Origin of the sequence: Pseudomonas sp. FP1742 (assembly GCF_030687145.1) — a bacterium.
Taxonomy (GTDB): Bacteria; Pseudomonadota; Gammaproteobacteria; order Pseudomonadales; family Pseudomonadaceae; genus Aquipseudomonas; species Aquipseudomonas frederiksbergensis_D.
The window spans coordinates 5,460,900-5,485,789 of the sequence record NZ_CP117460.1 but is presented as its reverse complement, the minus strand read 5'-3'; the positions used below and the strand labels follow the sequence as shown (position 1 = coordinate 5,485,789).

At 59.4% G+C, this 24,890-nt stretch carries 22 protein-coding genes, 1 tRNA gene, 1 rRNA gene and 1 pseudogene; 14 read left to right on the top strand and 11 right to left on the bottom strand.

Annotation, left to right across the window (positions count from 1 at the left end; genetic code table 11):
* Positions 1 to 42 precede the first annotated feature (42 nt).
* Positions 43 to 158 (top strand): 5S ribosomal RNA (rrf, locus tag PSH64_RS24790).
* A gap of 273 nt (positions 159 to 431) precedes the next feature.
* On the opposite strand, the gene PSH64_RS24785 is transcribed toward rrf, so the two are convergent.
* The 6 genes and pseudogenes from PSH64_RS24785 to PSH64_RS24760 form a co-directional block, all read right to left on the bottom strand.
* On the bottom strand, positions 432 to 815 hold the full coding sequence (locus PSH64_RS24785) for a hypothetical protein (protein WP_305478973.1): 384 nt from the start codon (positions 813 to 815) through the stop codon (positions 432 to 434).
* Between the two features lie 230 nt (positions 816 to 1,045).
* The gene (locus tag PSH64_RS24780) at positions 1,046 to 1,267 is read right to left on the bottom strand and encodes a formate dehydrogenase subunit delta (RefSeq protein ID WP_105344791.1); all 222 of its coding nucleotides are present in this window, start codon (positions 1,265 to 1,267) and stop codon (positions 1,046 to 1,048) included.
* The gene (fdhF, locus tag PSH64_RS24775) at positions 1,264 to 4,152 is read right to left on the bottom strand and encodes a formate dehydrogenase subunit alpha (protein ID WP_305478972.1); all 2,889 of its coding nucleotides are present in this window, start codon (positions 4,150 to 4,152) and stop codon (positions 1,264 to 1,266) included. Before fdhF ends, PSH64_RS24780 begins: the two co-directional genes overlap by 4 nt.
* Positions 4,149 to 5,711, bottom strand: coding sequence for an NADH-quinone oxidoreductase subunit NuoF (locus PSH64_RS24770; protein WP_305478971.1), 1,563 nt, complete (start codon positions 5,709 to 5,711; stop codon positions 4,149 to 4,151). The genes fdhF and PSH64_RS24770 overlap by 4 nt, the downstream gene beginning before the upstream one ends.
* A complete protein-coding gene (locus PSH64_RS24765; protein WP_105344799.1) occupies positions 5,708 to 6,184 on the bottom strand; it encodes a formate dehydrogenase subunit gamma in 477 nt (158 codons plus the stop codon). The genes PSH64_RS24770 and PSH64_RS24765 overlap by 4 nt, the downstream gene beginning before the upstream one ends.
* Before the next feature lie 640 nt (positions 6,185 to 6,824).
* Positions 6,825 to 6,956, bottom strand: a pseudogene (locus PSH64_RS24760) (DUF3077 domain-containing protein); the annotation flags it as partial.
* Positions 6,957 to 6,975: 19 nt separating this feature from the next.
* Here PSH64_RS24760 and PSH64_RS24755 point away from each other — a divergent pair.
* The gene (locus PSH64_RS24755; protein WP_305478970.1) at positions 6,976 to 7,836 is read left to right on the top strand and encodes a tetratricopeptide repeat protein; all 861 of its coding nucleotides are present in this window, start codon (positions 6,976 to 6,978) and stop codon (positions 7,834 to 7,836) included.
* 195 nt (positions 7,837 to 8,031) lie between these two features.
* Here the strand turns inward: PSH64_RS24755 and PSH64_RS24750 are convergent, their stop codons facing one another.
* From PSH64_RS24750 to PSH64_RS24740, 3 genes are all read right to left on the bottom strand, one after another.
* Positions 8,032 to 8,532, bottom strand: a complete 501-nt coding sequence (locus tag PSH64_RS24750) for a DUF3916 domain-containing protein (protein WP_105344805.1) — start codon at positions 8,530 to 8,532, stop codon at positions 8,032 to 8,034.
* Positions 8,533 to 8,679: 147 nt separating this feature from the next.
* Positions 8,680 to 9,009, bottom strand: coding sequence for a hypothetical protein (locus PSH64_RS24745; protein ID WP_105344808.1), 330 nt, complete (start codon positions 9,007 to 9,009; stop codon positions 8,680 to 8,682).
* 162 nt (positions 9,010 to 9,171) lie between these two features.
* A tRNA-Leu gene (locus PSH64_RS24740) sits at positions 9,172 to 9,256 on the bottom strand.
* A gap of 107 nt (positions 9,257 to 9,363) precedes the next feature.
* Between PSH64_RS24740 and queA the strand changes: the two genes are divergently transcribed.
* From queA to PSH64_RS24680, 12 genes are all read left to right on the top strand, one after another.
* Positions 9,364 to 10,413 carry a tRNA preQ1(34) S-adenosylmethionine ribosyltransferase-isomerase QueA gene (gene queA, locus PSH64_RS24735; protein ID WP_105344839.1) on the top strand — a complete coding sequence of 350 codons (1,050 nt, stop codon included), beginning with the start codon at positions 9,364 to 9,366 and terminating at the stop codon, positions 10,411 to 10,413.
* A 14-nt stretch (positions 10,414 to 10,427) separates the two neighbouring features.
* Positions 10,428 to 11,543, top strand: a complete 1,116-nt coding sequence (gene tgt, locus PSH64_RS24730) for a tRNA guanosine(34) transglycosylase Tgt (protein WP_019651852.1) — start codon at positions 10,428 to 10,430, stop codon at positions 11,541 to 11,543.
* A 43-nt stretch (positions 11,544 to 11,586) separates the two neighbouring features.
* Positions 11,587 to 11,922: a preprotein translocase subunit YajC gene (gene yajC / locus PSH64_RS24725; protein WP_007934009.1), complete on the top strand. Its 336-nt coding sequence runs from the start codon at positions 11,587 to 11,589 to the stop codon at positions 11,920 to 11,922.
* Between the two features lie 63 nt (positions 11,923 to 11,985).
* Positions 11,986 to 13,854, top strand: coding sequence for a protein translocase subunit SecD (gene secD, locus PSH64_RS24720; RefSeq protein WP_105344842.1), 1,869 nt, complete (start codon positions 11,986 to 11,988; stop codon positions 13,852 to 13,854).
* 9 nt (positions 13,855 to 13,863) lie between these two features.
* Positions 13,864 to 14,778: a protein translocase subunit SecF gene (gene secF, locus PSH64_RS24715; RefSeq protein ID WP_230175196.1), complete on the top strand. Its 915-nt coding sequence runs from the start codon at positions 13,864 to 13,866 to the stop codon at positions 14,776 to 14,778.
* Between the two features lie 120 nt (positions 14,779 to 14,898).
* Positions 14,899 to 15,447, top strand: coding sequence for a glycine zipper 2TM domain-containing protein (locus PSH64_RS24710; protein WP_018926705.1), 549 nt, complete (start codon positions 14,899 to 14,901; stop codon positions 15,445 to 15,447).
* A gap of 137 nt (positions 15,448 to 15,584) precedes the next feature.
* A complete protein-coding gene (xerD, locus tag PSH64_RS24705) occupies positions 15,585 to 16,481 on the top strand; it encodes a site-specific tyrosine recombinase XerD (protein WP_007934017.1) in 897 nt (298 codons plus the stop codon).
* 266 nt (positions 16,482 to 16,747) lie between these two features.
* On the top strand, positions 16,748 to 17,479 hold the full coding sequence (dsbC, locus tag PSH64_RS24700; RefSeq protein ID WP_105344847.1) for a bifunctional protein-disulfide isomerase/oxidoreductase DsbC: 732 nt from the start codon (positions 16,748 to 16,750) through the stop codon (positions 17,477 to 17,479).
* Positions 17,480 to 17,613: 134 nt separating this feature from the next.
* A complete protein-coding gene (locus PSH64_RS24695; RefSeq protein ID WP_018926703.1) occupies positions 17,614 to 18,918 on the top strand; it encodes a homoserine dehydrogenase in 1,305 nt (434 codons plus the stop codon).
* A 66-nt stretch (positions 18,919 to 18,984) separates the two neighbouring features.
* The gene (gene thrC / locus PSH64_RS24690; RefSeq protein WP_305478969.1) at positions 18,985 to 20,394 is read left to right on the top strand and encodes a threonine synthase; all 1,410 of its coding nucleotides are present in this window, start codon (positions 18,985 to 18,987) and stop codon (positions 20,392 to 20,394) included.
* 133 nt (positions 20,395 to 20,527) lie between these two features.
* Entirely contained in the window at positions 20,528 to 21,904 is a 1,377-nt protein-coding gene (locus tag PSH64_RS24685; protein WP_105344851.1) for a transporter substrate-binding domain-containing protein, read from the top strand.
* 278 nt (positions 21,905 to 22,182) lie between these two features.
* Entirely contained in the window at positions 22,183 to 22,470 is a 288-nt protein-coding gene (locus PSH64_RS24680) for a DUF3509 domain-containing protein (protein ID WP_105344853.1), read from the top strand.
* 171 nt (positions 22,471 to 22,641) lie between these two features.
* Here PSH64_RS24680 and PSH64_RS24675 read toward each other — a convergent pair whose 3' ends face one another.
* Positions 22,642 to 23,568: a TIGR02285 family protein gene (locus tag PSH64_RS24675; protein ID WP_305478967.1), complete on the bottom strand. Its 927-nt coding sequence runs from the start codon at positions 23,566 to 23,568 to the stop codon at positions 22,642 to 22,644.
* The gene (locus PSH64_RS24670) at positions 23,549 to 24,748 is read right to left on the bottom strand and encodes a CaiB/BaiF CoA-transferase family protein (RefSeq protein ID WP_305478966.1); all 1,200 of its coding nucleotides are present in this window, start codon (positions 24,746 to 24,748) and stop codon (positions 23,549 to 23,551) included. The genes PSH64_RS24675 and PSH64_RS24670 overlap by 20 nt, the downstream gene beginning before the upstream one ends.
* Between the last annotated feature and the right edge of the window lie 142 nt (positions 24,749 to 24,890).

Here is a 24,890-nt window from a genome sequence, read left to right as displayed (position 1 = left end):
CAATTTGCTGAAGCGTCGAAAGACGGTTCGGTACCCGAATTTCTTGACGACCATAGAGCATTGGAACCACCTGATCCCATCCCGAACTCAGCAGTGAAACGATGCATCGCCGATGGTAGTGTGGGGTTTCCCCATGTGAGAGTAGGTCATCGTCAAGATTAAATTCCGAAACCCCTATCTGCGTATGCAGGTAGGGGTTTTGTTTTGTCCGCAGGAAAAGTCTACTTCGCTGGCAATACAACAATCTGCCGGGCTACAAGAAGAATCTGGTCGAGAAACAAACGCGTCAGGGTGAACCTCAAATCCGGCACCAGTGCCTGGGGCTAGGTGTGAGCCTGACTTCTGGAGGTTTCACGCCGACGGGCAAGGACTCTCGCCGGCGATGATCATGCGGGCCCAGGCTGAAGCTCATCAATTGCCTGGGAGGACGCTCACTTTGGGGGGAGGAGGATAGCGACCCACACCACCAAAGTGATCGCTGCCGCCAACACACTACACGCCCCGGCGATCAAATGACGGACGACGGGATATTCAGGCTGCTTGAGTCTGGCGATCACCAAGAGCCAGGTGCCGACGAAGGCGCCCAAAACCGCCATCAACGTATAGAGCGCGAATGAGACGCCCTGTGCCGGGGCGGCCCCATCGGTGTAAATCCATTTATTGAACAGAATCAGCACCGCTGTTCCGACAATAAAACTGCTTACCGCACCTGCCAGGTTAGCAAGCCACAAATTCACGGTGCCGCGGTTCTTCACTACCCAAATCCACATCCCCGCTGCCGCAGCGAGGGACATCAATACGCCAATTAGCAGCATTCAATCCTTTTCCTTGTTCGCAATAACCCTGAAACCGCCATTGCTCATCTTTGATGAGATGAGGTGATGGCGACACGATATCAAATCAATGGGGTTGCGCCGAAGGATGTTGCTGCCTGATGTGAGTTTGGTCTGTGTTTAGCCCCTTCACTCCCGGAATATAAAGTCGACCTTAAAATCTCAGGAACACCCCTTGGCCCGTCTCAACAGGCCAAGGGGAACGTGTGAACCTAAGCCTCCCAGCCCGCCCCACTGACCGCTGCCTGCGCCAGTGGGTGCAAGTCTGCTCCCTGATGTGTCGTCTGCCAGGCCAGCAACTCCTTGCGCATACCAGGTGTCCAGTACATCTGCAGATGATTACGCACACCGAGCACGGCCTGTTGCGGGTCCGGTTCGCTGGCGAAGTACTGGGCGATCTGGTTGGCCATCTTGATCAGGTTGTCCGTACTCATCGGCGTACCTCGGCTTTTGTCCCGGCGCTGCGTTCATGGCGACGCTCGTCAAGCAGGCGTTGTTGTTCGTCGCTGAAGGCCTGATAACGTTTTTGCCACTCGGAAGGGTGGTAGACGCGGCTGACCTCGACGGCGGTGACCTTGTATTCCGGACAGTTGGTGGCCCAGTCGGAGTTGTCGGTGGTGATGACGTTGGCCCCTGATTCCGGGAAGTGGAAGGTGGTGTACACCACGCCCGGGGCGACCCGTTCGGTGACCCGCGCCCGCAGTACGGTCTGGCCGGCGCGGCTGCCGATGCCGACCCAGTCACCTTCGTTGATGCCACGGCTCTCGGCGTCGGTCGGGTGGATTTCCAGCCGGTCCTCGTCGTGCCAGGCGACGTTTTCGGTACGCCGGGTCTGGGCGCCGACGTTGTACTGGCTGAGGATGCGCCCGGTGGTCAGCAGCAGCGGATAGCGACTGTTGACCTTTTCCTCGGTGGGCACATAACCGGTGAGCATGAAGCGCCCCTTGCCACGCACGAATTCCTCGATGTGCATGGTCGGCGTGCCGTCCGGTGCCGCGGCGTTGCACGGCCATTGCAGGCTGCCGTGACTATCCAGTGCGGCGTAGCTGACGTTGGTGAAGGTCGGCGTCAGGCTGGCGATTTCATCCATGATTTCCGACGGATGCTTGTAGTTCATCGGATAGCCCAGGGCGTTGGCCAGGGCCACGGTGCCTTCCCAGTCGGCCTTGCCGCCCAGAGGCTCCATGACCTTGCGCACCCGGGAGATGCGCCGCTCGGCGTTGGTGAAAGTGCCGTCTTTTTCCAGGAACGAGGCGCCCGGCAGGAACACATGGGCGAACTTGGCGGTTTCGTTGAGGAAAATGTCCTGCACCACGATGCATTCCATGGCCGACAGCGCCGCGGTGACGTGTTGAGTATTGGGGTCGCTCTGGGCGATGTCCTCGCCTTGGCAGTACAGGCCCTTGAAGCTGCCAGCCAGTGCAGACTCGAACATGTTGGGAATGCGCAGGCCCGGATCGGGTTGCAGGGTGACGTTCCAGGCCTGTTCGAACTGCGTCCGTACCACCTCGTTGGAGACGTGACGGTAACCGGGCAGTTCGTGGGGGAAGGAGCCCATGTCGCAGGAGCCCTGAACGTTGTTCTGCCCACGCAACGGGTTTACACCCACGCCTTCGCGACCAATGTTGCCGGTGGCCATGGCCAGGTTGGCGATGCCCATGACTGCGGTACTGCCCTGGCTATGCTCGGTGACGCCCAGGCCGTAATAGATCGCCGCGTTGCCGCCGGTGGCATACAAGCGTGCGGCGGCACGGATGTCGGCGGGTTCTACGCCGCAGACAGGGCCAAGGGCTTCCGGCGAGTTTTCCGCGCGGCTGACGAACTCTTTCCAGTGGGCGAAATCGTTGCCCTCGCAACGAGCGTCGATAAAGGCCTGGTTGAGCAGACCTTCGGTGATGATGACGTGAGCCAGGGCGTTGAGCATGGCGACGTTGGTGCCCGGGCGCAGGGCCAGGTGCAGTTCGGCGCGGGCATGCACCGTGTCCACCAGATCAATGCGACGTGGGTCGATGACGATCAGTCGCGCGCCTTCACGCAGGCGGCGCTTGAGCTGGGAGGCGAACACCGGGTGAGCGTCGCTGGGGTTGGCACCCATCACCAGGATCACGTCAGCCTGCATCACCGAGTCGAAACTCTGTGTGCCGGCGGATTCGCCCAGGGTTTGTTTCAGGCCGTAGCCGGTCGGTGAGTGGCAGACTCGCGCACAGGTGTCGACGTTGTTGTTGCCGAACGCGGCGCGCACCAGTTTTTGCACCAGGTAGGTTTCTTCGTTGGTGCAGCGGCTGGAGGTAATGCCACCAATCGAGTCGCGGCCGTACTTTTGCTGCAATCGGCGGAATTCGCTGGCGGCGTAGGTCACCGCTTCATCCCAGCTGACTTCCTGCCAAGGGTCGTGAATCGATTTACGGATCATCGGCTTGGTGATGCGATCCGGGTGGGTCGCGTAGCCCCAGGCAAAGCGCCCTTTGACGCAAGAGTGGCCGTGGTTGGCCTGGCCGTTCTTGTCCGGAACCATGCGCACCACTTGGTCGCCTTTCATCTCGGCGCGGAACGAACAGCCCACGCCGCAATAGGCACAGGTGGTGATCACGCTATGTTCGGGCTGACCCAGTTCGACCACGCTTTTTTCCATCAGCGTCGCGGTCGGGCAAGCTTGTACACAGGCGCCGCAGGACACGCATTCCGAGTCGAGGAAGTTATCGCCACCGGCAGCCGCGACCCGGGATTCGAAACCGCGACCGGTAATGGTCAGGGCAAACGTGCCCTGGGTTTCTTCGCAGGCGCGCACGCAGCGGTTGCAGACGATGCACTTGCTCGGGTCGTAGTCGAAGTACGGGTTGGAGGTGTCCTTCACGTCGTCCAGATGGTTCTCGCCCTCATAGCCGTAACGCACTTCCCGCAGGCCGACCTGGCCGGCGACGGTTTGCAGCTCGCAGTTGCCGTTGGCCGAGCAGGTCAGGCAATCCAGCGGGTGATCGGAGATGTACAGCTCCATGACGTTGCGGCGCAAGGTCGCGAGCTTCGGCGTCTGGGTGTGCACGCTCATGCCCTCGCTGACCGGCGTCGTGCAGGATGCGGGGTAGCCGCGCATGCCGTCGATCTCCACCAGGCACATGCGGCAGGAGCCGAACGCTTCCAGGCTGTCGGTGGCGCACAGTTTGGGGATGGTGGTGCCCAGCAGCGCGGCGGCGCGCATCACCGAGGTGCCTTCGGGCACGCTGATGCTTTGGCCGTCGATGTTCAGGGTGACTTGCACCTGGCTTTCGCGGGCCGGGGTACCCAGATCCATATCGGTTTTCGGGTCGAATACAGTGATCATTGCTCGGCCTCCGAGGCTTGCAGACCGAAGTCGGCGGGGAAGTGCTTGAGGGCGCTGACGACCGGATAGGAGGTCATGCCACCCAACGCGCACAGCGAACCGTATTGCATTGTGTCGCACAGGTCCTTGAGGATGATCGCCTGCTCATCGCGACCGTTCTGGTCAGGCGCAGCCAGCAGACGGTCGATCACCTCAACGCCCCGGGTCGAGCCGATACGGCACGGCGTGCATTTGCCACAGGATTCCTCGGCACAAAACTGCATGGCGAAGCGCGCCATGTGGGCCATGTCCAACGTGTCATCAGCCACCACCACACCACCGTGGCCGAGCATCGCGCCCATGGCGGCGAAGGCTTCGTAATCCAGCGGTGTATCGAATTGCGACGGCGGCACCCAGGCGCCGAGCGGGCCGCCAACCTGCGCGGCCTTCAGCGGCCGGCCACTGGCGGTCCCGCCGCCGTAGTCTTCCACCAATTCCCGCAGGGTCAGGCCAAAGGCCCGCTCCACCAAACCGCCGTGACGAATATTGCCCGCCAGCTGGAAGGGCATGGTGCCCAGGGAACGGCCCATGCCGTAATCGCGATAGAACGGCGCGCCCTTGGCCAGAATCAGCGGCACCGAGGCCAGCGTCAGCACGTTGTGCACCAGGGTCGGCAAGCCGAACAGGCCCTGCAAGGCCGGGATCGGCGGCTTGGCGCGGACAATCCCGCGCTTGCCTTCGAGGGAGTCCAGCAGCGCGGTTTCTTCACCGCAGATGTAAGCGCCGGCACCGACCCGCACTTCCATGTCGAAGGCCATTCCGCTGCCGCCGACATTGGCGCCGAGGTAACCGGCGGCCCGGGCGATGTCCAGCGCCTCGCGCAGGGTGGCCACGGCCTGTGGATATTCCGAGCGCACATAGATGTAGCTGTAGGTGGCGCCGACGGTGATGCCGGCAATGGCCATGCCTTCGATCAGCAAGAAGGGGTCGCCTTCCATCAACATGCGGTCGGCAAAGGTGCCGGAGTCGCCTTCGTCGGCGTTGCACACAATGTATTTCTGCGTCGCCTGGGTAGCGCGCACCGTGCGCCATTTGATCCCGGCCGGGAAAGCCGCGCCGCCACGGCCACGCAGGCCCGAATCGAATACTGCAGTCGCGGTCTGCTCGCCGCCCAGAGCGATGGCCTGGGTCAAGCCCTCGAAGCCGCCATGAGCCCGGTAATCCTCCAACGACAGCGGCCGGGTAATGCCGGCGCGGGCGAACAGCAGGCGTTGTTGGCTCTTCAGATAAGGCAACTCCTCCACCAGCCCCAAGGCCAGCGGATGAGCGGACGACTCGCCTTGCAGCGCATCAAGCACGGACGGCACATCGGCAGCGGTCAGCGGGCCGAAGCCGATACGACCTTGCGGGCTGTCCACTTCCAGCAGCGGTTCCAGCCAGTACAGGCCGCGCGAGCTGGTGCGTTGCAAATCCAGCGGCAGACCGCGCTCCTGGGCCTGAGTGGCCAGGGCCACGGCCACCTCATCGGCGCCCACGGCGCGGGCAAGAGAATCACAGGGCAGATAAAGCGTCGGCATCATGCGTCCTCCTGGCAAGCATCGAGCAGGGCATCCAGGCGTTCGGCAGTGAGCCGCGCATGCACCTGACCATCCAGCTCCAGGGCGGGCGAGCAGGCGCAGGCGCCGAGGCAATACACCGGGCGCAGACTGATATTGCCGTCGGCGCTGCTGCCGTGGTCGTCCAGTTGCAGACGTTCGCGCAACTGCGCCGCGAGCTGCTCGGCGCCGCGGCTCTGGCAGGATTCGGCCCGGCACAGACGCAGGATATGTCGGGCCGGAGGCGCGGTGCGGAAGTCATGGTAGAAGCTGATCACCCCGCGAACCTCGGCCTGACTCAGGTTGAGGGCGTGGGCAATCTCGGGAACGGCGGCATCGGGGATGTAACCGATGCCCTCCTGAATATCATGAAGGATCGGTAACAGCGCGCCGGGCGAACCCTTGTGGCGCTCCAGCAGGTTGTTGACCATAGGCAGGTGCAACATCTCATCGGGCATACAGCATTCCTCACGGTCACGGGCAAACCAGGCGGTTGTCGGTTGTCCGAAAGTGTCGGCTGCGGCATTCACACCACGTCACGATATCGTGGCAGGCCGTTGGCCAGGGCACCCTGAGCGGGCATCTTGTTGTGCCCGGTGCGGTCTTCGCCGCACCTCTACTGGGCATAAAGGGCAGCTTGCCACGGCGCTATTGATTGAACTGCACCAAAGCGACGTGCTCGGTTCTGCCTACGACTATCCATTAAGTCTAGATGAGCGTGGCGTGGGGCGTTCGCTCACTGACCTAATGCCCTGAGGGCCTGTCGATGGCTGATATATATCAAGCATCACAGGTAAGAAACAGCATCAGATCCGTGGGCAATTCCAGGGAGCAGATGCGTTGATTTATTGCGCTGTAAACCGAAAGCCCCACAAACATCCACTCTGAGCCAAATGATAAAAAGCCCCGAAAAATGTCGAGGCTAATCCCAAATGCCAGTCAGCCCACACAACCCCTGTGGGAGCGGGCTTGCTCGCGAAAGCGCCAGCCCAGCCAACATCAATGCTGATATTTGGCCAAAATCCCAAGCAGCCCACTCCCCCAGGCGTCATACCAACCAACGACAGGCATCAAAACAATCCCGCCATTGTTCAACCGCTACGCTTCAGACTTCTCCGCCGCCTGCTTAGCTGTCGATGCAGAAGCCCGATCCCGCGCCAGCACCTTCACCGCATCATCAACCACCGCCTTACTCATCGCCGTCAAATAATGCGCGGCCCAGGCATGGCGGCTTCAGGCATCGCAAAAAATGTCACTGCCGTCAGATGGACCGTCCCCTTTTTATGCAATTGTTTCTCCCGCACGACAACGCTACCCTTTACGCCGTTTGGAATTTAAGTTTTTAACAGGAAAAAATAATATGGATATTCAGCACTTCTATCCTTCAGTGCGCCGCTTTATAAAAATTGACGCGATCATACTCCTTTTTATTACCCCGCTTTTTGTTCATGCGGACATTACAGAGGAAGAGGCGACGGCTAACTGTCTTAAAGTTAGTGAATACTCCGCCGAGGGCGGAAAGTATTACAAGCTTAAGCAATACGCCAAGGCTCGGGAGCAATACGAGCGGCAGGTCGGCTGGTCGGAGAGTTGTCAGCTAGGCGAAGAGGCAGTTGCGATGGCCTACAATAACGTCGCTCTCACCTATGTACACGAAGGCAATTACCTTAAGGCCCGGGCATGGCTGAATATTCTTCCAAACGACAAAAAGTCGATTTTCAACCTTGAAAAATTCAGTAGCGATATAAAAAACTCGGTAGAGAAACTGTCTGCTAAGTCAGAAGGGCAATATTGGCAATATGCCGGGGCTTCGTTATGGAACACGATGACTATCAAGCCGCAGGGTCAGAAATACAAAGTTGATTTTCAGGGTTATTACGCTGGCCTGATGGCGATGTACTACGGTCCCAATATAGGTGAGTTTTCAACGGTATTAGAGGTTGATAATGGCAAGGCTCAATATGCCATGAGTGGAGATGACGAAGGCGACTGCGTATACGACTTTGACATTAAAAAAGATCTGCTCACTGTAAAGCGCACGGCAGGTGAGTGGTGCGGCTTTGGTCATAATGTGGGGGCTGAAGGCGTTTATAACAGGGTTGAGTTCTAGCAGCTTTCTTGAAGTCGCGAAATTTGGCAAACAGCCGAAACCTTACATAGTCGGACTGGTATTTGTACGAGTGTCGCCAGTAGCAATCCCAATAACTGATCATGCGTGCTTGCGTCGTTTGAGAGTACGCCCGATTGTCCCGAATAAAACGACCGTAAAACGCCGGATCGAACTTTGTCCTCCCTTTTCTTCGCGTCAGGCCGGTTCCCCGATGCACCACCACTGTACTGCAACCTCATCGTCAGGTTGAGTTACGTCATGCCCGTGCTCGATGAAATGCGCTGGAGCGTGCAGGGCAAGAACATCACTGATCCGCTCTGGTTTAAGCGTGTTAGTTTCACCGAGAAAACCCAGATAGTAGTCTCGATCATAGAAGAGGGTGACCTCGCTCTGATGAACCCATGGCCACACCAGCAGGCAGGCGACCCGGTAGTAACCCTGTGAGTGGTCGGCAGCGTTGGACAGGTGGCTGGCGGCTTCGAGCAGTTGCTGAATGCAGAAGGCCTGAACTTCGATCCTGGCTTGAGGGCCTTGGACCAGGGCCGCGTGCACCGGGATCTTCCAATGTGTGTAGCGCTCCATGTGCTCGGATCGCGGGTGAAACTCGTCGCGAAAACTGGACGCCCAGCGTTCCAGAGCGCGAAGGCGGCGGGGAATGCCTCTGAGTGGCTTGTTGCTAAGGGCGATTTGTCGCATTGATACGTCCTTGTGATGCCGAAAAAGTCTTTCGTTGTTGTCTGCCGGCGCAATGGAAAAGTGGACAGGTCCATTTTTATATCAGCCAAACCCCTGTCCAGTATCACCCGGTGTAAAGGGGCACCAAACGTGCTTCCACCCGATCACTCACTGAATGTCTTTCAAGTAATCCTTAAGCGCAATAAGCGGAACATCAAGGTGCTCCAGCGTCTGCGCAGCTCCGAAATCAGCCGACAATCTATCTAGTTCTCGACCCAGCGCCGTACCAACTCCACCTATCGCCTCAAGCGCCAGACCTACGCATTCAGCCACTTTGACCTTAATGGTCTCGACATCCCGCCGCCGCACCAGCAACTCAAACACATCCCGCTGGTAATCACCCATGACCAGATCATCACGCAAAATCGGACTTGAATCTTCCGTCTCGTAAGCCAGTTTGAGGGAGAAGAGGGCGACGCTTTCCAGCTGCAATTCCATGGTGGGAATCCTTGTGAAATGTTCCACCGGTGCGGGACGTGCGTAAGAGAAGCAAGATCAAAAGATCGCAACCTTCGGCGGCCCCTACACGACAGCGGTGCGGGCAATGGCTTTTCTACAGACGAAAAAAAAGGCCTTGCAAAGCAAGACCTTTCTTAATTTTGGTGCCCCGAGGGAGACTCGAACTCCCACTCCTTTCGAAAACGGATTTTGAATCCGCCGCGTCTACCAATTCCGCCATCAGGGCTCAATGGCGGCGAAGTATAGAGAGGTGAATACCGCTGGTCAATCAGGTACATGGAGAATTTTTGATATTTCCGCTAGACTTCCCGGCCCTGCTAGACGAACCCCATCATGCGCGTTGCTGACTTTACCTTCGAGCTCCCTGATTCGCTGATTGCTCGCCATCCTTTGGCCGAGCGTCGCGGTAGTCGCCTGTTGACCCTGGATGGGGTCAGCGGCGCCCTGGCACACCGTCAATTCACTGATTTGCTTGAGCATTTGCGCCCAGGCGATTTGATGGTGTTCAACAATACCCGGGTGATTCCGGCGCGGCTGTTTGGCCAGAAAGCTTCCGGCGGCAAGCTGGAAATTCTGGTGGAGCGGGTGCTCGACAGTCATCGCGTGCTGGCCCATGTGCGCTCCAGCAAGTCACCGAAGCCGGGGTCGAAGATCCTTATCGATGGCGGTGGCGAGGCCGAGATGCTGGCGCGTCACGATGCGTTGTTCGAGCTGGGGTTTGCCGAAGAGGTGTTGCCGCTGCTCGATCGCGTCGGGCACATGCCGTTGCCTCCTTATATAGACCGCCCGGATGAAGGCTCGGACCGCGAGCGTTATCAGACGGTGTACGCCGAGCGTTTGGGCGCGGTGGCGGCGCCGACGGCGGGGCTGCATTTTGATCAGCCGTTGATGGAGGCGATTGCCGCCAAGGGTATCGAGACCGCATTCGTGACCTTGCACGTCGGCGCGGGCACGTTCCAGCCGGTGCGCGTGGAGAAGATCGAAGATCACCACATGCACAGCGAATGGCTGGAAGTCGGCCAGGACGTGGTCGATGCCGTTGCAGCCTGCCGCGCTCGCGGCGGTCGAGTGGTGGCCGTGGGGACCACCAGCGTGCGTTCCCTGGAAAGTGCCGCGCGTGATGGCGTGCTCAAGCCGTTCAGTGGCGACACCGATATCTTTATCTACCCAGGCCGGCCGTTTCATGTAGTCGATGCCCTGGTTACCAACTTCCATTTGCCCGAATCCACGCTGTTGATGCTGGTTTCGGCGTTCGCCGGTTATCCCGAGACCATGGCCGCCTATAAAGCCGCCGTCGACAACGAATACCGCTTTTTCAGCTACGGTGATGCGATGTTTATCACCCGTAATCCCGCACCACGTGGCCCTGAGGACAAAGAATGAGTCGCCAAAGTCGTATGTCGTTTGAGTTGCTTGCTACTGACGGCAAGGCGCGTCGCGGTCGTTTGACCTTCCCGCGCGGTACCGTCGAGACCCCGGCGTTCATGCCGGTGGGCACGTACGGTACGGTCAAGGGCATGCTGCCGCGGGATATCGTCGCCACCGGCGCGGAAATCATTCTGGGCAACACCTTCCACTTGTGGCTGCGTCCTGGCACCGAAGTGATCAAGAAGCATGGCGACCTGCACGATTTCATGCAGTGGAAAGGCCCGATTCTGACCGACTCCGGCGGTTTCCAGGTGTTCAGCCTGGGCGCCATGCGCAAGATCAAGGAGGAGGGCGTGACCTTCGCCTCTCCGGTCGACGGCGCCAAAGTGTTCATGGGCCCGGAAGAGTCGATGCAGGTCCAGCGTGACCTGGGCTCGGACATCGTGATGATCTTCGACGAATGCACCCCGTACCCGGCCGACGAAGACGTCGCTCGCGTATCGATGGAGCTGTCGTTGCGCTGGGCTCAGCGTTCGAAAAACGCCCATGGCGACAACACCGCGGCGTTGTTCGGCATCGTGCAGGGCGGCATGCACCAGGATCTGCGCATGCGTTCGCTGGAAGGCCTCGACAAGATCGGCTTCGACGGCCTAGCCATCGGTGGTCTGTCGGTGGGCGAGCCCAAGCACGAGATGATCAAGGTGCTCGATTACCTGCCGGGTCAGATGCCGGCTGACAAACCTCGTTACCTTATGGGCGTTGGCAAACCGGAAGATCTGGTTGAGGGTGTGCGCCGCGGTGTGGACATGTTCGATTGCGTGATGCCAACCCGTAATGCCCGCAACGGGCATCTGTTCATTGATACAGGCGTGCTGAAGATCCGTAACGCGTTCCATCGCCATGATGATTCGCCGCTGGATCCGACCTGCGATTGCTACACCTGCCAGAACTTCTCCCGCGCTTATCTGCATCACCTGGACAAGTGCGGCGAAATGCTGGGAAGCATGCTCAATACCATCCATAACTTGCGCCATTATCAAGTGCTTATGGCTGGTTTGCGCGAGGCTATTCAACAGGGTACATTGGCCGCCTTTGTCGATGCCTTCTACGCCAAACGCGGGTTGCCTGTTCCGCCTTTGGACTGAGTTTTCTGACCCCAAGATTCAACATTTGCAACTGGAGTGCTAAATGAGCTTTTTTATCTCTAATGCCATGGCTGACGCTGCTGCACCTGCGGCAGGCCCGATGGGCGGCGGCTTTGAGTGGATTTTCCTGGTCGGTTTCCTGGTCATCTTCTACCTGATGATCTGGCGTCCACAGGCCAAGCGCGCCAAAGAGCAGAAGAACCTGCTGAGCAGCCTGCAAAAAGGTGACGAAGTTGTGACCACCGGTGGTATCGCCGGCAAAATCACCAAAGTGTCCGACGACTTCGTGGTTCTGGAAGTTTCCGACACCGTTGAAATGAAGTTCCAGAAAGGCGCCATCGCCGCCACGCTGCCAAAAGGCACGCTCAAAGCGATCTAAGTTACAACTTCTACTCAATCGACGGGGCGCGCAAGGCGCCCCGCGTCATAAGCGGGCGGCGTGATGCTGAACAAATACCCTCTGTGGAAATACATTCTGATCCTGGCGGTGCTGGCGGTCGGTCTGATTTATTCCGCTCCCAATCTATATCCTGATGACCCGGCCATTCAGGTCAGCGGTGCAAGCACTGCGCTGCAAGTCAATCAGGCTGATCTGGACCGTGTGAGCACCGCGCTCAAGGAATCCGGGATCAACGTCAAGGCGGCCACGCTGGCGGCAAACGGCAAGGGCGGTCTGATTCGCCTGGTCAAGGCTGAAGACCAGTTGCCAGCCAAAGACGTCGTGCGCAAGGCATTGGGCGATGACTACGTCGTTGCACTGAACCTGGCGCAAACCACCCCGCAATGGCTGCGCAGCCTGGGCGCGCACCCGATGAAGCTGGGTCTGGACTTGTCCGGTGGTGTGCACTTCCTGCTGGAAGTGGACATGGACAAAGCCCTCGACGCACGCCTGAAAGTCTACGAAGGCGATGTGAAGAGCCTGTTGCGCAAAGAGAAACTGCGCTATCGCAGCCTGCCGCAACTGGGCGGTGCCATTCAGCTGGGCTTCTCTGATGAAGACTCCCGCGAACAGGCCCGTGCGCTGATCCGCAAGAACTTCAACGATTTCGACATTGTTCCGGCCGACCTCAATGGCCAACCGGTACTGCGTCTGGCGATGACCCCGGCCAAGCTGGCGGAAATCCGTGAATACTCCATCAAGCAGAACTTGACCACGGTACGCAACCGCGTCAACGAGCTGGGTGTTGCCGAACCTATCGTTCAGCGCCAGGGCGCCAACCGCATCGTGGTTGAGCTGCCGGGCGTGCAAGACACCGCAGAAGCCAAGCGTATCCTCGGCAAGACGGCCAACCTGGAGTTCCGTCTGGCGGCTGAGCCTGGCGCTTCGAAAGCCACTTCCGAGGAATTCGAGTTCCGTGAAGGCAAGCGTCCTCCGGCTCTGATCGAGCGTGGCCTGATCATCACCGGCGACCAGGTGACTGACGCCAAGGCGGGCTTCGGCGAGCACGGTACGCCAGAAGTGAACATCCGTCTGGATGGCCACGGTGGCGAGCTGATGAGTCGTGCGACTCGCAGCAACGTCGGCCGCAGCATGGCGGTGATCTTCATTGAACAGCGTCCGGTCACCACTTACGTCAAGCAAGTGGTCAACGGTGTCGAGAAAGACGTGCCGGTCCAGACGTTCAAGGAAGAGAAGAAGATCATCAGCCTGGCGACCATCCAGTCGCCGCTGGGTGCCCAGTTCCGCATCACTGGCCTGAACGGACAGGGCGAATCGTCCGAACTGGCGCTGCTGCTGCGTGCCGGTGGTCTGGCGGCTCCGATGTACTTCGCTGAAGAGCGCACCATTGGCCCGAGCCTGGGTGCCGACAACATCACCAAAGGTATCGATGCATCGTTGTGGGGCATGCTGTTTGTCTCGCTGTTCATCATGGCCATCTACCGCTTCTTCGGTCTCATCGCCACCGTCGCGCTGGCGGTGAACATGGTGATGCTGCTGGCCTTGATGTCGCTGCTGGGTGCAACGCTGACCCTGCCGGGTATCGCCGGTATCGTATTGACCATGGGTATGGCGGTCGATGCCAACGTTCTGATCTTCTCGCGGATACGTGAAGAGATCGCGGCCGGCATGACCGTACAACGGGCAATCAACGAAGGCTTCGGCCGGGCATTCACCGCGATTCTCGACGCCAACCTGACAACCTTGTTGGTGGGCGGGATTCTCTTTGCCATGGGCACCGGCCCGGTCAAAGGGTTCGCCGTGACCATGTCCCTCGGGATCTTTACCTCGATGTTCACGGCCATCATGGTGACCCGCGCGATGGTCAACCTGATCTTCGGCGGTCGTGACTTCAAGAAGTTGTGGATTTAAGGGGCTGCCATGTTACGTACAATCAACTTCATGGGCGTTCGCAACTTTGCGTTCGGCGTCACATTGTTCCTTACCGCGCTGGCAATGTTCAGTGTCTTTCATAAGGGCATGAACTGGGGCCTGGACTTCACCGGCGGTACGCTCATCGAGCTGACCTACGAGCGTCCGGCCGATGTCACCAAGGTGCGTGAGCAACTGGTTACAGCCGGTTATCACGAAGCCATCGTGCAGAACTTCGGTGCCACTACCGATCTTCTGGTGCGCATGCCTGGCGAAGACCCGCAACTGGGTCACCAGGTGGCTGAAGCGCTGCAGAAAGTCGGCGGCGACAACCCGGCTCAGGTCAAGCGTGTCGAGTTCGTCGGCCCGCAAGTGGGTGAAGAACTGCGCGACCAGGGCGGCCTCGGCATGCTGATGGCGCTGGGCGGCATCCTGATCTACCTGGCGTTCCGCTTTCAGTGGAAGTTTGCGGTCGGTGCGATCGTGTCCCTGATCCACGACGTGATCGTGACCGTCGGTATCCTGTCGTTCTTCCAGATCACCTTCGACCTGACGGTGCTGGCGGCGGTACTGGCGATCATCGGCTACTCGCTCAACGACACCATCGTGGTATTCGACCGGGTTCGTGAGAACTTCCGCGTCCTGCGCAAGGCCAGCCTGATCGAGAACATCAACATCTCGACCACGCAAACCCTGCTGCGGACCATGGCGACGTCGATCTCCACCTTGCTGGCAATCGCGGCCCTGCTGTTCTTCGGCGGCGACAACCTGTTCGGCTTCTCCATTGCCCTGTTCATCGGTGTTCTGGCGGGTACTTACTCCTCGATCTACATCGCGAACGTGGTGCTGATCTGGCTGAACCTGAACAGCGAAGACCTGATTCCTGTGGCGACGAGCGAGAAGGAAGTCGACGACCGTCCATAACGGTTATCTTTTTCCTGCTGCAAGCCGAGAAGGCGCGAGTGTTGAACTCGCGCCTTTTTTTATGCTCCAAGGCTGGGAGAAGCGCGGGTATGTCCCGTCTGTTATAGCCAGGAGGTTCATGTGAACAAGTCGTTGCTGGTTGGTGCGGTATTGGGTGCTGTCGGTGTGACTGCCGGGGGTGCTGTTGCCACCTACAAACTGGTTAAAAGCGGCCCTGAGTATGCACAAGTGCTGGCCGTTGAACCGGTCAAGACACAAATCAAAACTCCACGTGAAGTGTGCAAGGACGTTACGGTGACCCGGCAAGCGCCGGTGAAAGATCAACACCAGATCGCCGGTACGGTGGTCGGCGCCCTGGCTGGCGGCCTGTTGGGCAACCAGATCGGCGGCGGCACGGGCAAGAAAATCGCCACAGTGGCCGGTGCGGTCGGCGGCGGTTATGCGGGTAACAAGGTGCAGGAGGGCATGCAGGAGCGTGACACCTACACCACGACTCAGACTCGTTGCAACACGGTCAATGACATCAGCGACAAGGTCGTAGGCTACGACGTTCGTTATTCGCTGGACGGCAAGGAAGGCAAAGTGCGGATGGATCGCGATCCGGGCAATCAGATTCCGGTCGACAAGGATGGCAAGCTGATCCTGGGGCAGAACGAACCGGCCCGGTAAAGAGCTGAGCGTCTTACTCAAAAAGAAGCATCCCGCAAGGGATGCTTTTTTTGTGCCCGAATTTCATGTGTCACCCTCAACGTGTTATGCAAGACTCTTCATTTTTGCGGCCTTTTGTCCGCCAGTTCTGAGCCCCCATGCCTGCCATCGATCATCCCCTGATAGACCAGTTCCTCGACGCCTTGTGGCTGGAGAAAGGCCTTTCCGATAACACCCGCGATGCCTATCGCAGCGACCTGGCCTTGTTCAACGGCTGGCTGCAGGAGAAGGGCCTGGAGCTGATCAATGCCGGGCGGGAGTTGATCCTCGATCACCTGGCCTGGCGCCTGGAGCAAAACTACAAACCCCGTTCTACGGCGCGATTTCTCTCCGGTGTGCGTGGTTTCTATCGCTATTTGCTGCGGGAGAAGCTGATCGCGGTCGATCCGACCCTGCGCGTGGATATGCCGCAACTGGGCAGGCCATTGCCTAAATCCTTGTCGGAAGCCGATGTGGAGGCCTTGCTGGCCGCGCCGGACTTGAGCGAGGCCATCGGCCAGCGTGACCGCGCCATGCTTGAGGTGCTTTACGCCTGTGGCTTGCGGGTAACGGAGCTGATCAGCCTGACGCTGGAACAGGTCAACCTGCGTCAGGGCGTGCTGCGGGTGATGGGCAAGGGCAGCAAGGAGCGGCTGGTGCCGATGGGCGAGGAGGCGATCGTCTGGGTCGAGCGCTACATGCGCGATGCCCGTGGCGAGCTACTGGGCGGGCGTCCCAGTGATGTGCTGTTCCCAAGCCAGCGCGGCGAGCAAATGACCCGCCAGACCTTCTGGCATCGCATCAAGCACCAGGCCAAGGTCGCCGGGATCGGCAAGTCGCTGTCGCCGCATACCCTGCGCCATGCCTTCGCCACGCATCTGCTCAACCACGGCGCCGACTTGCGGGTGGTGCAAATGCTGCTGGGTCACAGCGACCTCTCGACCACCCAGATCTATACTCACGTCGCCCGGGCGCGCTTGCAGGATCTGCATGCCAAGCATCACCCGCGCGGCTAACCGGGGTGAGAGTGGTTTTAGGTGGGAGCGGGCTTGCTCGCGAAGGGGGCCTGACATTCAACATTGATGTTGCCTGATATACCGCATTCGCGAGCAAGCCCGCTCCCACATAGAGGCCAGAGCCTTCTAGATGCCTTGTATCACCGGGAGTCGGCCACAGGGGCCTTATGTGGTAGGCTTTGCCGGTTTGCACGATGGGCGGTTATGACCCGGTGTTTCGGCACGGGCGTTCTGATCGTCCCATTTGTCCGCCTTCAGGAGTTCTCATGCGTCTGACCCAGATTTTCGCCGCCGCAGCCATTGCGTTGGTCAGCACCTTTGCCGTCGCCGATGACGCGGCCGACAAAGCCATTCGTAAAAGCCTGGAAAACCTCCAGCTCGAGGTGCCGGTCGAAACCATCACCGCCAGCCCGTTGCCAGGCCTGTATGAGGTCAAACTCAAGGGCAGCCGCGTGCTCTACGCCAGCGCCGACGGTCAATACGTGGTTCAGGGCTACCTGTTCCAGCTCAAGGACGGCAAACCGGTCAATTTGACCGAAAAGACCGAGCGCCTGGGCATTGCCAAACTGATCAACGGCATTCCAGTGGCTGAAACCGTGGTCTACCCGGCCATCGGCGAAACCAAATCGCACATCACCGTCTTCACCGACACCACGTGCCCGTATTGCCACAAGCTGCACGCCGAAGTGCCTGAGCTGAACAAACTCGGTATTGAAGTGCGTTATGTCGCGTTCCCGCGCCAGGGCCTGGGCTCGCCGGGTGACGAGCAACTGCAAGCCGTGTGGTGCTCGAAAGACAAGAAAGCCGCCATGGACAAAATGGTTGATGGCAAGGAAATCAAGGCCGCCAAGTGCGATAACCCGGTTTCCAGGCAGTTTGCCCTCGGTCAGTCGATTGGCGTGAACGGTACACCGGCCATCGTTTTGGCCGACGGTCAGGTCATTCCGGGCTACCAGCCTGCGCCACAAGTCGCCAAACTGGCACTGGGCGCGAAGTAAATTCGCATCGTCACGGCCAGCCTTTGACGAGCGTGGTCCGGCGGCAGCATTTGCCGGGCCATCAATAGAGAGCCGCGAACCTGCGGCTGTTTTCACGGCCGGCCTTGAGTCGGCCGTTTTATGGGGAGTTCACAGTGAAACCGGTCAAAGTAGGCATCTGTGGGTTAGGGACCGTCGGTGGCGGTACCTTCAACGTACTTCAGCGCAACGCCGAGGAAATTGCTCGTCGTGCCGGGCGTGGAATCGAAGTGGCACAAATTGCCATGCGCACGCCAAAGCCTCAGTTCCAGACGACCGGTATTGCGATTACCAACGATGTCTTCGAAGTGGCCACGAACCCTGAGATCGACATCGTCATAGAGCTGATGGGCGGCTATACCGTTGCCCGCGAGCTGGTACTCAAGGCCATCGAGAATGGCAAGCATGTGGTCACCGCGAACAAGGCACTGATTGCCGTTCACGGTAATGAAATTTTCGCCAAGGCTCGCGAGAAGGGCGTGATCGTTGCGTTCGAAGCGGCCGTGGCCGGCGGCATCCCGGTGATCAAGGCGATCCGTGAAGGCCTGTCCGCCAACCGTATCAACTGGGTGGCCGGCATCATCAACGGCACCGGTAACTTCATCCTTACCGAAATGCGTGAGAAGGGCCGGACCTTCGAAGACGTGCTGGCCGAAGCGCAGGCCCTGGGTTACGCCGAAGCCGACCCGACGTTTGACGTCGAAGGCATCGACGCCGCCCACAAGCTGACGATCCTGGCGTCCATCGCGTTCGGCATCCCGCTGCAATTCGACAAGGCCTACACCGAAGGCATCACCAAGCTGACCACCGCTGACGTGAACTACGCCGAAGCGCTGGGCTATCGCATCAAGCACCTGGGCGTGGCGCGCAGCACCGCGGCCGGTATCGAGTTGCGCGTACACCCGACGCTGATCCCGGCCGATCGCCTGATCGCCAACGTCAACGGCGTGATGAACGCGGTGATGGTCAACGGTGACGCCGCCGGTTCGACCCTGTTCTACGGTGCTGGCGCCGGCATGGAGCCGACCGCTTCGTCGGTGATCGCCGACCTGGTGGACGTGGTTCGCGCCATGACATCCGACCCGGAAAACCGCGTGCCGCATCTGGCCTTCCAGCCGGATTCGCTGTCGGCCCATCCGATCCTGCCGATCGAAGCCTGCGAAAGCGCCTACTACCTGCGCATTCAGGCCAAGGACCATCCGGGCGTACTGGCTCAGGTGGCGAGCATCCTGTCGGAACGCGGCATCAACATCGAATCGATCATGCAGAAGGAAGTCGAGGAACACGACGGCCTGGTGCCGATGATCCTGCTGACCCACCGCGTGCTGGAGCAGCACATCAACGACGCGATCGCCGCCCTGGAAGCCTTGGCGGGCGTGGTCGGTCCGGTCGTACGGATCCGCGTCGAGCACCTGAACTAAGCCGTTATCGTTCACCGGGCCCGCAGGCGGGCCCGGGTTTGCGAACACTGTCTATTGGAGCCAGTCATGCGTTATATCAGTACCCGCGGCCAGGCACCGGCCCTGAATTTCGAAGACGTCCTGCTGGCCGGTCTCGCCACCGACGGCGGTCTGTACGTCCCGGAAAACCTGCCACGTTTCACCCAGGAAGAAATCGCTTCCTGGGCCGGCCTGCCGTATCACGAGCTGGCCTTCCGGGTGATGCGCCCGTTCGTCGCCGGCAGCATTCCGGATGCCGATTTCAAAAAGATTCTTGAAGAAACCTATGGCGTGTTTTCCCACAGCGCCGTAGCCCCGTTGCGTCAGCTGAATGGCAACGAATGGGTGCTGGAGCTGTTCCACGGCCCGACCCTGGCGTTCAAGGACTTCGCCCTGCAACTGCTCGGTCGTCTGCTCGACTACGTACTGGAAAAGCGCGGCGAGCGCGTGGTGATCGTTGGCGCTACCTCCGGCGACACCGGTTCGGCCGCCATCGAAGGCTGCAAGCACTGCGAAAACGTCGACATCTTCATCCTGCACCCGCACAACCGTGTGTCCGAAGTGCAGCGTCGCCAGATGACCACCATCTTCGGTGAGAACATCCACAACATCGCCATCGAAGGCAACTTCGATGACTGCCAGGAAATGGTCAAGGCGAGCTTCGCCGACCAGAGCTTCCTCAAGGGCACGCGCCTGGTAGCGGTGAACTCGATCAACTGGGCGCGGATCATGGCCCAGATCGTTTACTACTTCTATGCAGCCCTGCAACTGGGCGGCCCGGCGCGTTCGGTGTCGTTCTCGGTGCCGACCGGCAACTTCGGCGATATCTTCGCCGGTTACCTGGCGCGCAACATGGGCCTGCCGATCAACCAGTTGATCGTCGCCACCAACCGCAACGACATCCTGCACCGCTTCATGAGCGGCAATCAGTACGTCAAGGAAACCCTGCACGCCACGCTGTCGCCATCGATGGACATCATGGTCTCGTCGAACTTCGAACGCCTGCTGTTCGACCTGCACGGTCGCAACGGCGCGGCGATAGCCGGTTTGATGGACACCTTCAAGCAGGGTGGCGGTTTCAGCGTTGAACAGGAGCGCTGGACCGAAGCACGCAAGCTGTTCGATTCGCTGGCGGTGGACGACGCTCAAACCTGCGAAACCATTGCCGAAGTCTTCGAGCAAACCGGCGAGGTGCTGGACCCGCACACCGCCATCGGCGTGAAGGCCGCGCGCGAATGCCGTCGTAGCCTGGATATCCCGATGGTGATCCTGGGCACGGCTCATCCGGTCAAATTCCCGGACGCGGTGGAAAAAGCCGGTGTAGGAAAAGCACTCGAACTACCTGCACATCTTTCTGATTTGTTTGAGCGAGATGAACGTTGCACCGTGTTGCCGAACGACCTGAAAGCCGTGCAGGCCTTTGTCAGTCAGCATGGCAACCGCGGCAAGCCACTGTAACCGGTAAAAGCTGTCACATTTTGAAGCCCGTCTCCTGACGGGCTTTCTCATATCTGCATGCCACACTTGTCGGGTTTCGTAAATGAAGAGCCGCCCATGAAGGACGGGCGAGACGATTACCAAGGAAGTGGCAATGCTGTTTTTTAGAGGGTTCAAGCCAGCCGTGTGCTGGATATTATTGTTGGGTGCCCTGGGCTTTGGACCCTGGGTAAAAGCTGCACAATTGACGGCACATGAATCCAGGGAGCCAGCCGCCGTCGCTCCCGTGAAGCTGGACGCTCAGGAGCTGCAATGGATTGCTGAACATCCGACAGTCATCGTCGCGTCGGCGCAGTATCCGCTGTACCTGTTCAAGGATGAGCATGGTCAGTGGAACGGGTTGAATAACGATGTGCTCAACCGTATCAGCGCCATGACAGGGCTGCAGTTTCTCCATGAAGAGACATTTTCCACCGCTCAATTGCTGGAGCGGCTGGAGAGCGGCGTGGCAGACATGAGCACCACACTGGCAATGAGTGAGGAGCGCAAGGAGTTTCTGGATTTCAGCCATGCGTTCGGTGGTGCGGGCTGGGTATTCGTCGGGAGAGCGGGGGCGCCACCGGTGCAATCCATGAACCAGCTGTCAAAAAGGGTGCTGGCGCTGCCGGCCCGGCACGCACTGGAAGCCACCATTCGTCGCGACTATCCGGCCATCGAGCTGCGCTCGGTCAAAACCTACGCCGAGGCCAGGGCGCTGGTCGAAAGCGGCGACGCCTATGCCACCATCGAGAACGAAACCGGGGCGCAACTCTATCCCTCCGGGCAGCTCAAGGTGGGCCATATGGTAGAGGGTAAATGGGAGGCCGATCATCTGGCTGTACGCAAAGGACAGCCGCAGTTGTTGAGCATCCTCAACAAGGCACTCGAAGCGTTTCCGCCTGCCGAGTTACGCGCGATTCGCTTGAAGTGGCTCGATGGCATTGTTCCTGTACAGACGCCTTCGACCTGGCAGCAAATAACCGAATGGGGCTGTTGGAGCGTTTTTTTTGCCAGTGTTTTTGCGCTGCTATCCCTGCTGTGGAACCGGCGACTCACGGTGTTGATCCAGCAACGTCGGGACGCCGAAAAAGACCTCAATGACCAGCTCGCCTTCCAGCATGCCTTGATAGACGCCATGCCCGATCCGATGTTCGTGCGTGATCTGGAAGGGCGCTTGATCATGTGCAACAAGAGTTATGAAGAGGGGTTGTCGACCCGTTTCGACCAGATTCAGGGGCGCCAATTGATCGAACTCGATGTCTTGCCCAAAGAGACTGCCGAGCAACTGCACGCCGAGTTCATGGCCCAGCTCGGTACGCGCAAGACCCGCTTCAGCGAACGTCAGTTGATGTTCAAGGACGGTGTCAGGGACATCTATCAGTGGACGGTGCCGTTTTACAGTGCGGACGGTCAATTGCGAGGGCTGCTGGGCGGATGGACCGATCTGGCCAAGCGGACAAGGCAGGTGGGCAGCGTAATGCCGGTCAGTTAACGCAAGTCATGTGGGAGCGGGCTTGCTCGCGAAGAGGAAGTGTCAGTCGACATTAATGTTGTCTGATGTACCGCCTTCGCGAGCAAGCCCGCTCCCACAGGTTCTACGCCTCATGAAATGGCTGTTTTTTTACTGTCATCTTTTCCGGGCATGCTTTATCAACCAGAGGCGCCGGTGCGCCTGCCGTTGGAATTCAGAACTTTCTTCTCGGGCCTGTGGTCATTTACTGTGGATACGCCCCAGGCACTTTGTTTTCGGACTATTGAGTGGTGATCGAGATGGAAAGTATCAGTCTATTGCTCGGTGAGGCTCTGAGCCCGTATCAGGTCACGTTGACTCCATCGCGTACCCATGGCGAATGCCTGGTGACGCTGAAGAATGCGACCGGCGCTATTGTGGTCGAACGGCTGTTCAATCAGGCCCAGTTAACCGATAAACGTCTGCTGACGGATGTCGTCGACGGGCTGCACCGCGACGTGCTGATCGCGGAGGGACGCCTGGAGCCCTGTGTCATCGCGGCGTTGCGCAATGCTGCCCAGGACAAGCGCCTGGCCAGCCGAAATTGAATTGTTTTTTGTGGGAACCTTCCTGCGCCAAGGTCAGTCAGACCATGTAACAGCAGGATCAAGCATTGTGCTCCGGTGCTTGTAGCTTGCTGCTACTGGTCTGTAATACAGGCCACGTTTAACCCCGAGTCGTCTCCCCACTTCTCGGGGTTTCTTTTTGCCTGCGATTTGTCACGGCGTGGCCTGGCGCTCGAAAAAGGCCCTGGTTTCTTCGAGGTAGTCCTTGCGTCTTTGCGGATCGAGCCAGTCGGCATACAGCGGGGCCAGACGCTCGCGGGGCAGGGTGCGCAGTAGCTGATTGATTTCACTGATCGCCTGTCGGCCCTGGGGTGTATTCGAGCAACCGATGTACACGGGCAGGTATTTGCCCGCGCCTTTGACCGGGTAGAACTCCAGCTGCTCATCGGCCAGGTTTTCCTGATGGGCCTGATAGCGGATTTCCGGCCAGTAACCCAATACCACCTGCAAACGACCCAGGCGCTGCATCTGCAACAGGCTGCCGAGGGCGTCGTTGCCGTAGTGGGGCGTCAGCGCACCGGCCGGCGCCTGTTGCAGCAAGGTGTCGAGGAACTGACCGTAACGACGCTCGGCGATCACCCCGACTTTCTGTCGGCCGCTGGCCAACAGGGCCGCCAGATCGACTTCACCGTTGGAGATAAAGGGTTCCAGCACCGACTGGTCTTCACGGCGGATCACCAGCCCATTGCTGACTGCCAGGAAGGCCGGAATGGAAAACGCAATCCATTGTTCGCGCTCCTTGCTCCAGATCAGCGAGGGGTCGCAGGTGAAGGATTCTTCGTGAAGCATCTGCATGCCGCGGGCGCGATTGACCCGCATCAGGGTGTGTTGGTATTGCGGCATGCCGGCGGTCAGCAGCGGTATCAGTTGATCGATAACCCCCTGACCTTTTTTCGGACCTTCAAAGGTCGTCAGCGGCGGCAGGTCGCGCAGCAGCCAAAGCAAATGCGCTTCAGGTTGCGCCAGGGCCGGGGAAACCAGCCCTGACAACAACCCGAGCGCCGCGAGCAGGCGCCCGCTGCCGAGGTAATCGATGGTGGATGAAAGCAGGCGATTCAGCTTAGATGGCCCCGTCTTCACGCAGCTGTGCGATCCGTGCCGGGTCGTAGCCCAGGTCGTGGAGGACCTGCGCATTGTGTTCACCCAGTTGCGGCCCGACCCATTCGGAGGTGCCGGGTGTCTCAGAGAGTTTCGGTACGATGCCGGGCATCTTGAAATCCTTGCCGTCGGGCAGCTTGGCTTGCAGGAACATTTCCCGGGCCAGGTACTGTGGGTCGTTGAACATGTCTTCGGCGCTGAAGATCCGGCTGGCGGGAACGTCGGCCTGGTTCAGTTGCTCGATCACCGCGTCCAGCGGCAGTGAATTGACCCAGCGGTCGATCACCCCGTAAATCTCGTCGCGACGGCTGTCGCGTCCGTCATTGCTGGCCAGAGCAGGGTCGTTGGCCAGGTCCTCGCGCCCGATGATCAGCATGAAGCGCTTGAAGATCGCATCGCCGTTGGCGCCGATCTGCACGTGTTTGCCGTCGGCGCTGGTGTGAATGGAGGAGGGCGTGATGCCCGGCATGATGTTGCCGGTGCGTTCGCGGATGAAGCCGAACACGTCGAACTCCGGCACCATGCTTTCCATCATGGCGAAGATCGCTTCGTACAGCGCCACATCCACCACTTGGCCCAAGCCACCGTTGACCTCGCGATGACGCAAGGCCATCAGAGCCCCGATCACGCCCCAGAGCGCGGCAATCGAGTCGCCGATGGAGATCCCGGTGCGCACTGGCGGCCGGTCCTCGAACCCGGTGATGTAGCGCAGGCCGCCCATGGATTCACCGACCGCACCGAAGCCCGGCTGATCTTTCATCGGCCCGGTCTGGCCGAAGCCCGAGAGCCGCACCATCACCAGTTTCGGGTTCAGTGCGTGCAAGACTTCCCAGCCCAGACCAAGCTTTTCCAGCACGCCGGGACGAAAATTCTCGATCAGGATGTCCGCTTCGCTGAGCAATTGTTTCAGGATCGCCAGGCCATCCGGGTGCTTCAGGTTCAGGGTCAGGGATTTCTTGTTGCGCGCCTGCACGAACCACCACAGCGAGGTGCCTTCATACAACTTGCGCCATTTGCGCAACGGATCACCGCCGTCGGGGGACTCGATCTTGATCACTTCGGCGCCGAATTCGCCGCAAATACGCGAGGCAAACGGCCCGGCAATCAACGTACCCAATTCGATGACTTTCAGACCCGAGAGCGGTTTATTGGAGAACGGCATGCGAAATCCTGTAGGACAAAGGCTGAGCGAATACAGCGTTTTATCATAGGCCGCCATCCATCGCCCAAAGTTGATTCGCCTTCAATTCGTTGATTGCCCTCTTGCATCGGTTAGACTTGCCGCCTTTCCCCGTATCAAGAAG

What these genes read in the sequence shown, in the direction of transcription:
- PSH64_RS24785 (WP_305478973.1), bottom strand. Translation starts at nt 815, where the DNA reads ATGCTGCTAATTGGCGTATTGATGTCCCTCGCTGCGGCAGCGGGGATG.
- PSH64_RS24780 (WP_105344791.1), bottom strand. Translation starts at nt 1,267, where the DNA reads ATGAGTACGGACAACCTGATCAAGATGGCCAACCAGATCGCCCAGTAC.
- fdhF (WP_305478972.1), bottom strand. Translation starts at nt 4,152, where the DNA reads ATGATCACTGTATTCGACCCGAAAACCGATATGGATCTGGGTACCCCG.
- PSH64_RS24770 (WP_305478971.1), bottom strand. Translation starts at nt 5,711, where the DNA reads ATGATGCCGACGCTTTATCTGCCCTGTGATTCTCTTGCCCGCGCCGTG.
- PSH64_RS24765 (WP_105344799.1), bottom strand. Translation starts at nt 6,184, where the DNA reads ATGCCCGATGAGATGTTGCACCTGCCTATGGTCAACAACCTGCTGGAG.
- PSH64_RS24755 (WP_305478970.1), top strand. Translation starts at nt 6,976, where the DNA reads ATGTCACTGCCGTCAGATGGACCGTCCCCTTTTTATGCAATTGTTTCT.
- PSH64_RS24750 (WP_105344805.1), bottom strand. Translation starts at nt 8,532, where the DNA reads ATGCGACAAATCGCCCTTAGCAACAAGCCACTCAGAGGCATTCCCCGC.
- PSH64_RS24745 (WP_105344808.1), bottom strand. Translation starts at nt 9,009, where the DNA reads ATGGAATTGCAGCTGGAAAGCGTCGCCCTCTTCTCCCTCAAACTGGCT.
- queA (WP_105344839.1), top strand. Translation starts at nt 9,364, where the DNA reads ATGCGCGTTGCTGACTTTACCTTCGAGCTCCCTGATTCGCTGATTGCT.
- tgt (WP_019651852.1), top strand. Translation starts at nt 10,428, where the DNA reads ATGTCGTTTGAGTTGCTTGCTACTGACGGCAAGGCGCGTCGCGGTCGT.
- yajC (WP_007934009.1), top strand. Translation starts at nt 11,587, where the DNA reads ATGAGCTTTTTTATCTCTAATGCCATGGCTGACGCTGCTGCACCTGCG.
- secD (WP_105344842.1), top strand. Translation starts at nt 11,986, where the DNA reads ATGCTGAACAAATACCCTCTGTGGAAATACATTCTGATCCTGGCGGTG.
- secF (WP_230175196.1), top strand. Translation starts at nt 13,864, where the DNA reads ATGTTACGTACAATCAACTTCATGGGCGTTCGCAACTTTGCGTTCGGC.
- xerD (WP_007934017.1), top strand. Translation starts at nt 15,585, where the DNA reads ATGCCTGCCATCGATCATCCCCTGATAGACCAGTTCCTCGACGCCTTG.
- dsbC (WP_105344847.1), top strand. Translation starts at nt 16,748, where the DNA reads ATGCGTCTGACCCAGATTTTCGCCGCCGCAGCCATTGCGTTGGTCAGC.
- thrC (WP_305478969.1), top strand. Translation starts at nt 18,985, where the DNA reads ATGCGTTATATCAGTACCCGCGGCCAGGCACCGGCCCTGAATTTCGAA.
- PSH64_RS24685 (WP_105344851.1), top strand. Translation starts at nt 20,528, where the DNA reads ATGCTGTTTTTTAGAGGGTTCAAGCCAGCCGTGTGCTGGATATTATTG.
- PSH64_RS24680 (WP_105344853.1), top strand. Translation starts at nt 22,183, where the DNA reads ATGGAAAGTATCAGTCTATTGCTCGGTGAGGCTCTGAGCCCGTATCAG.
- PSH64_RS24670 (WP_305478966.1), bottom strand. Translation starts at nt 24,748, where the DNA reads ATGCCGTTCTCCAATAAACCGCTCTCGGGTCTGAAAGTCATCGAATTG.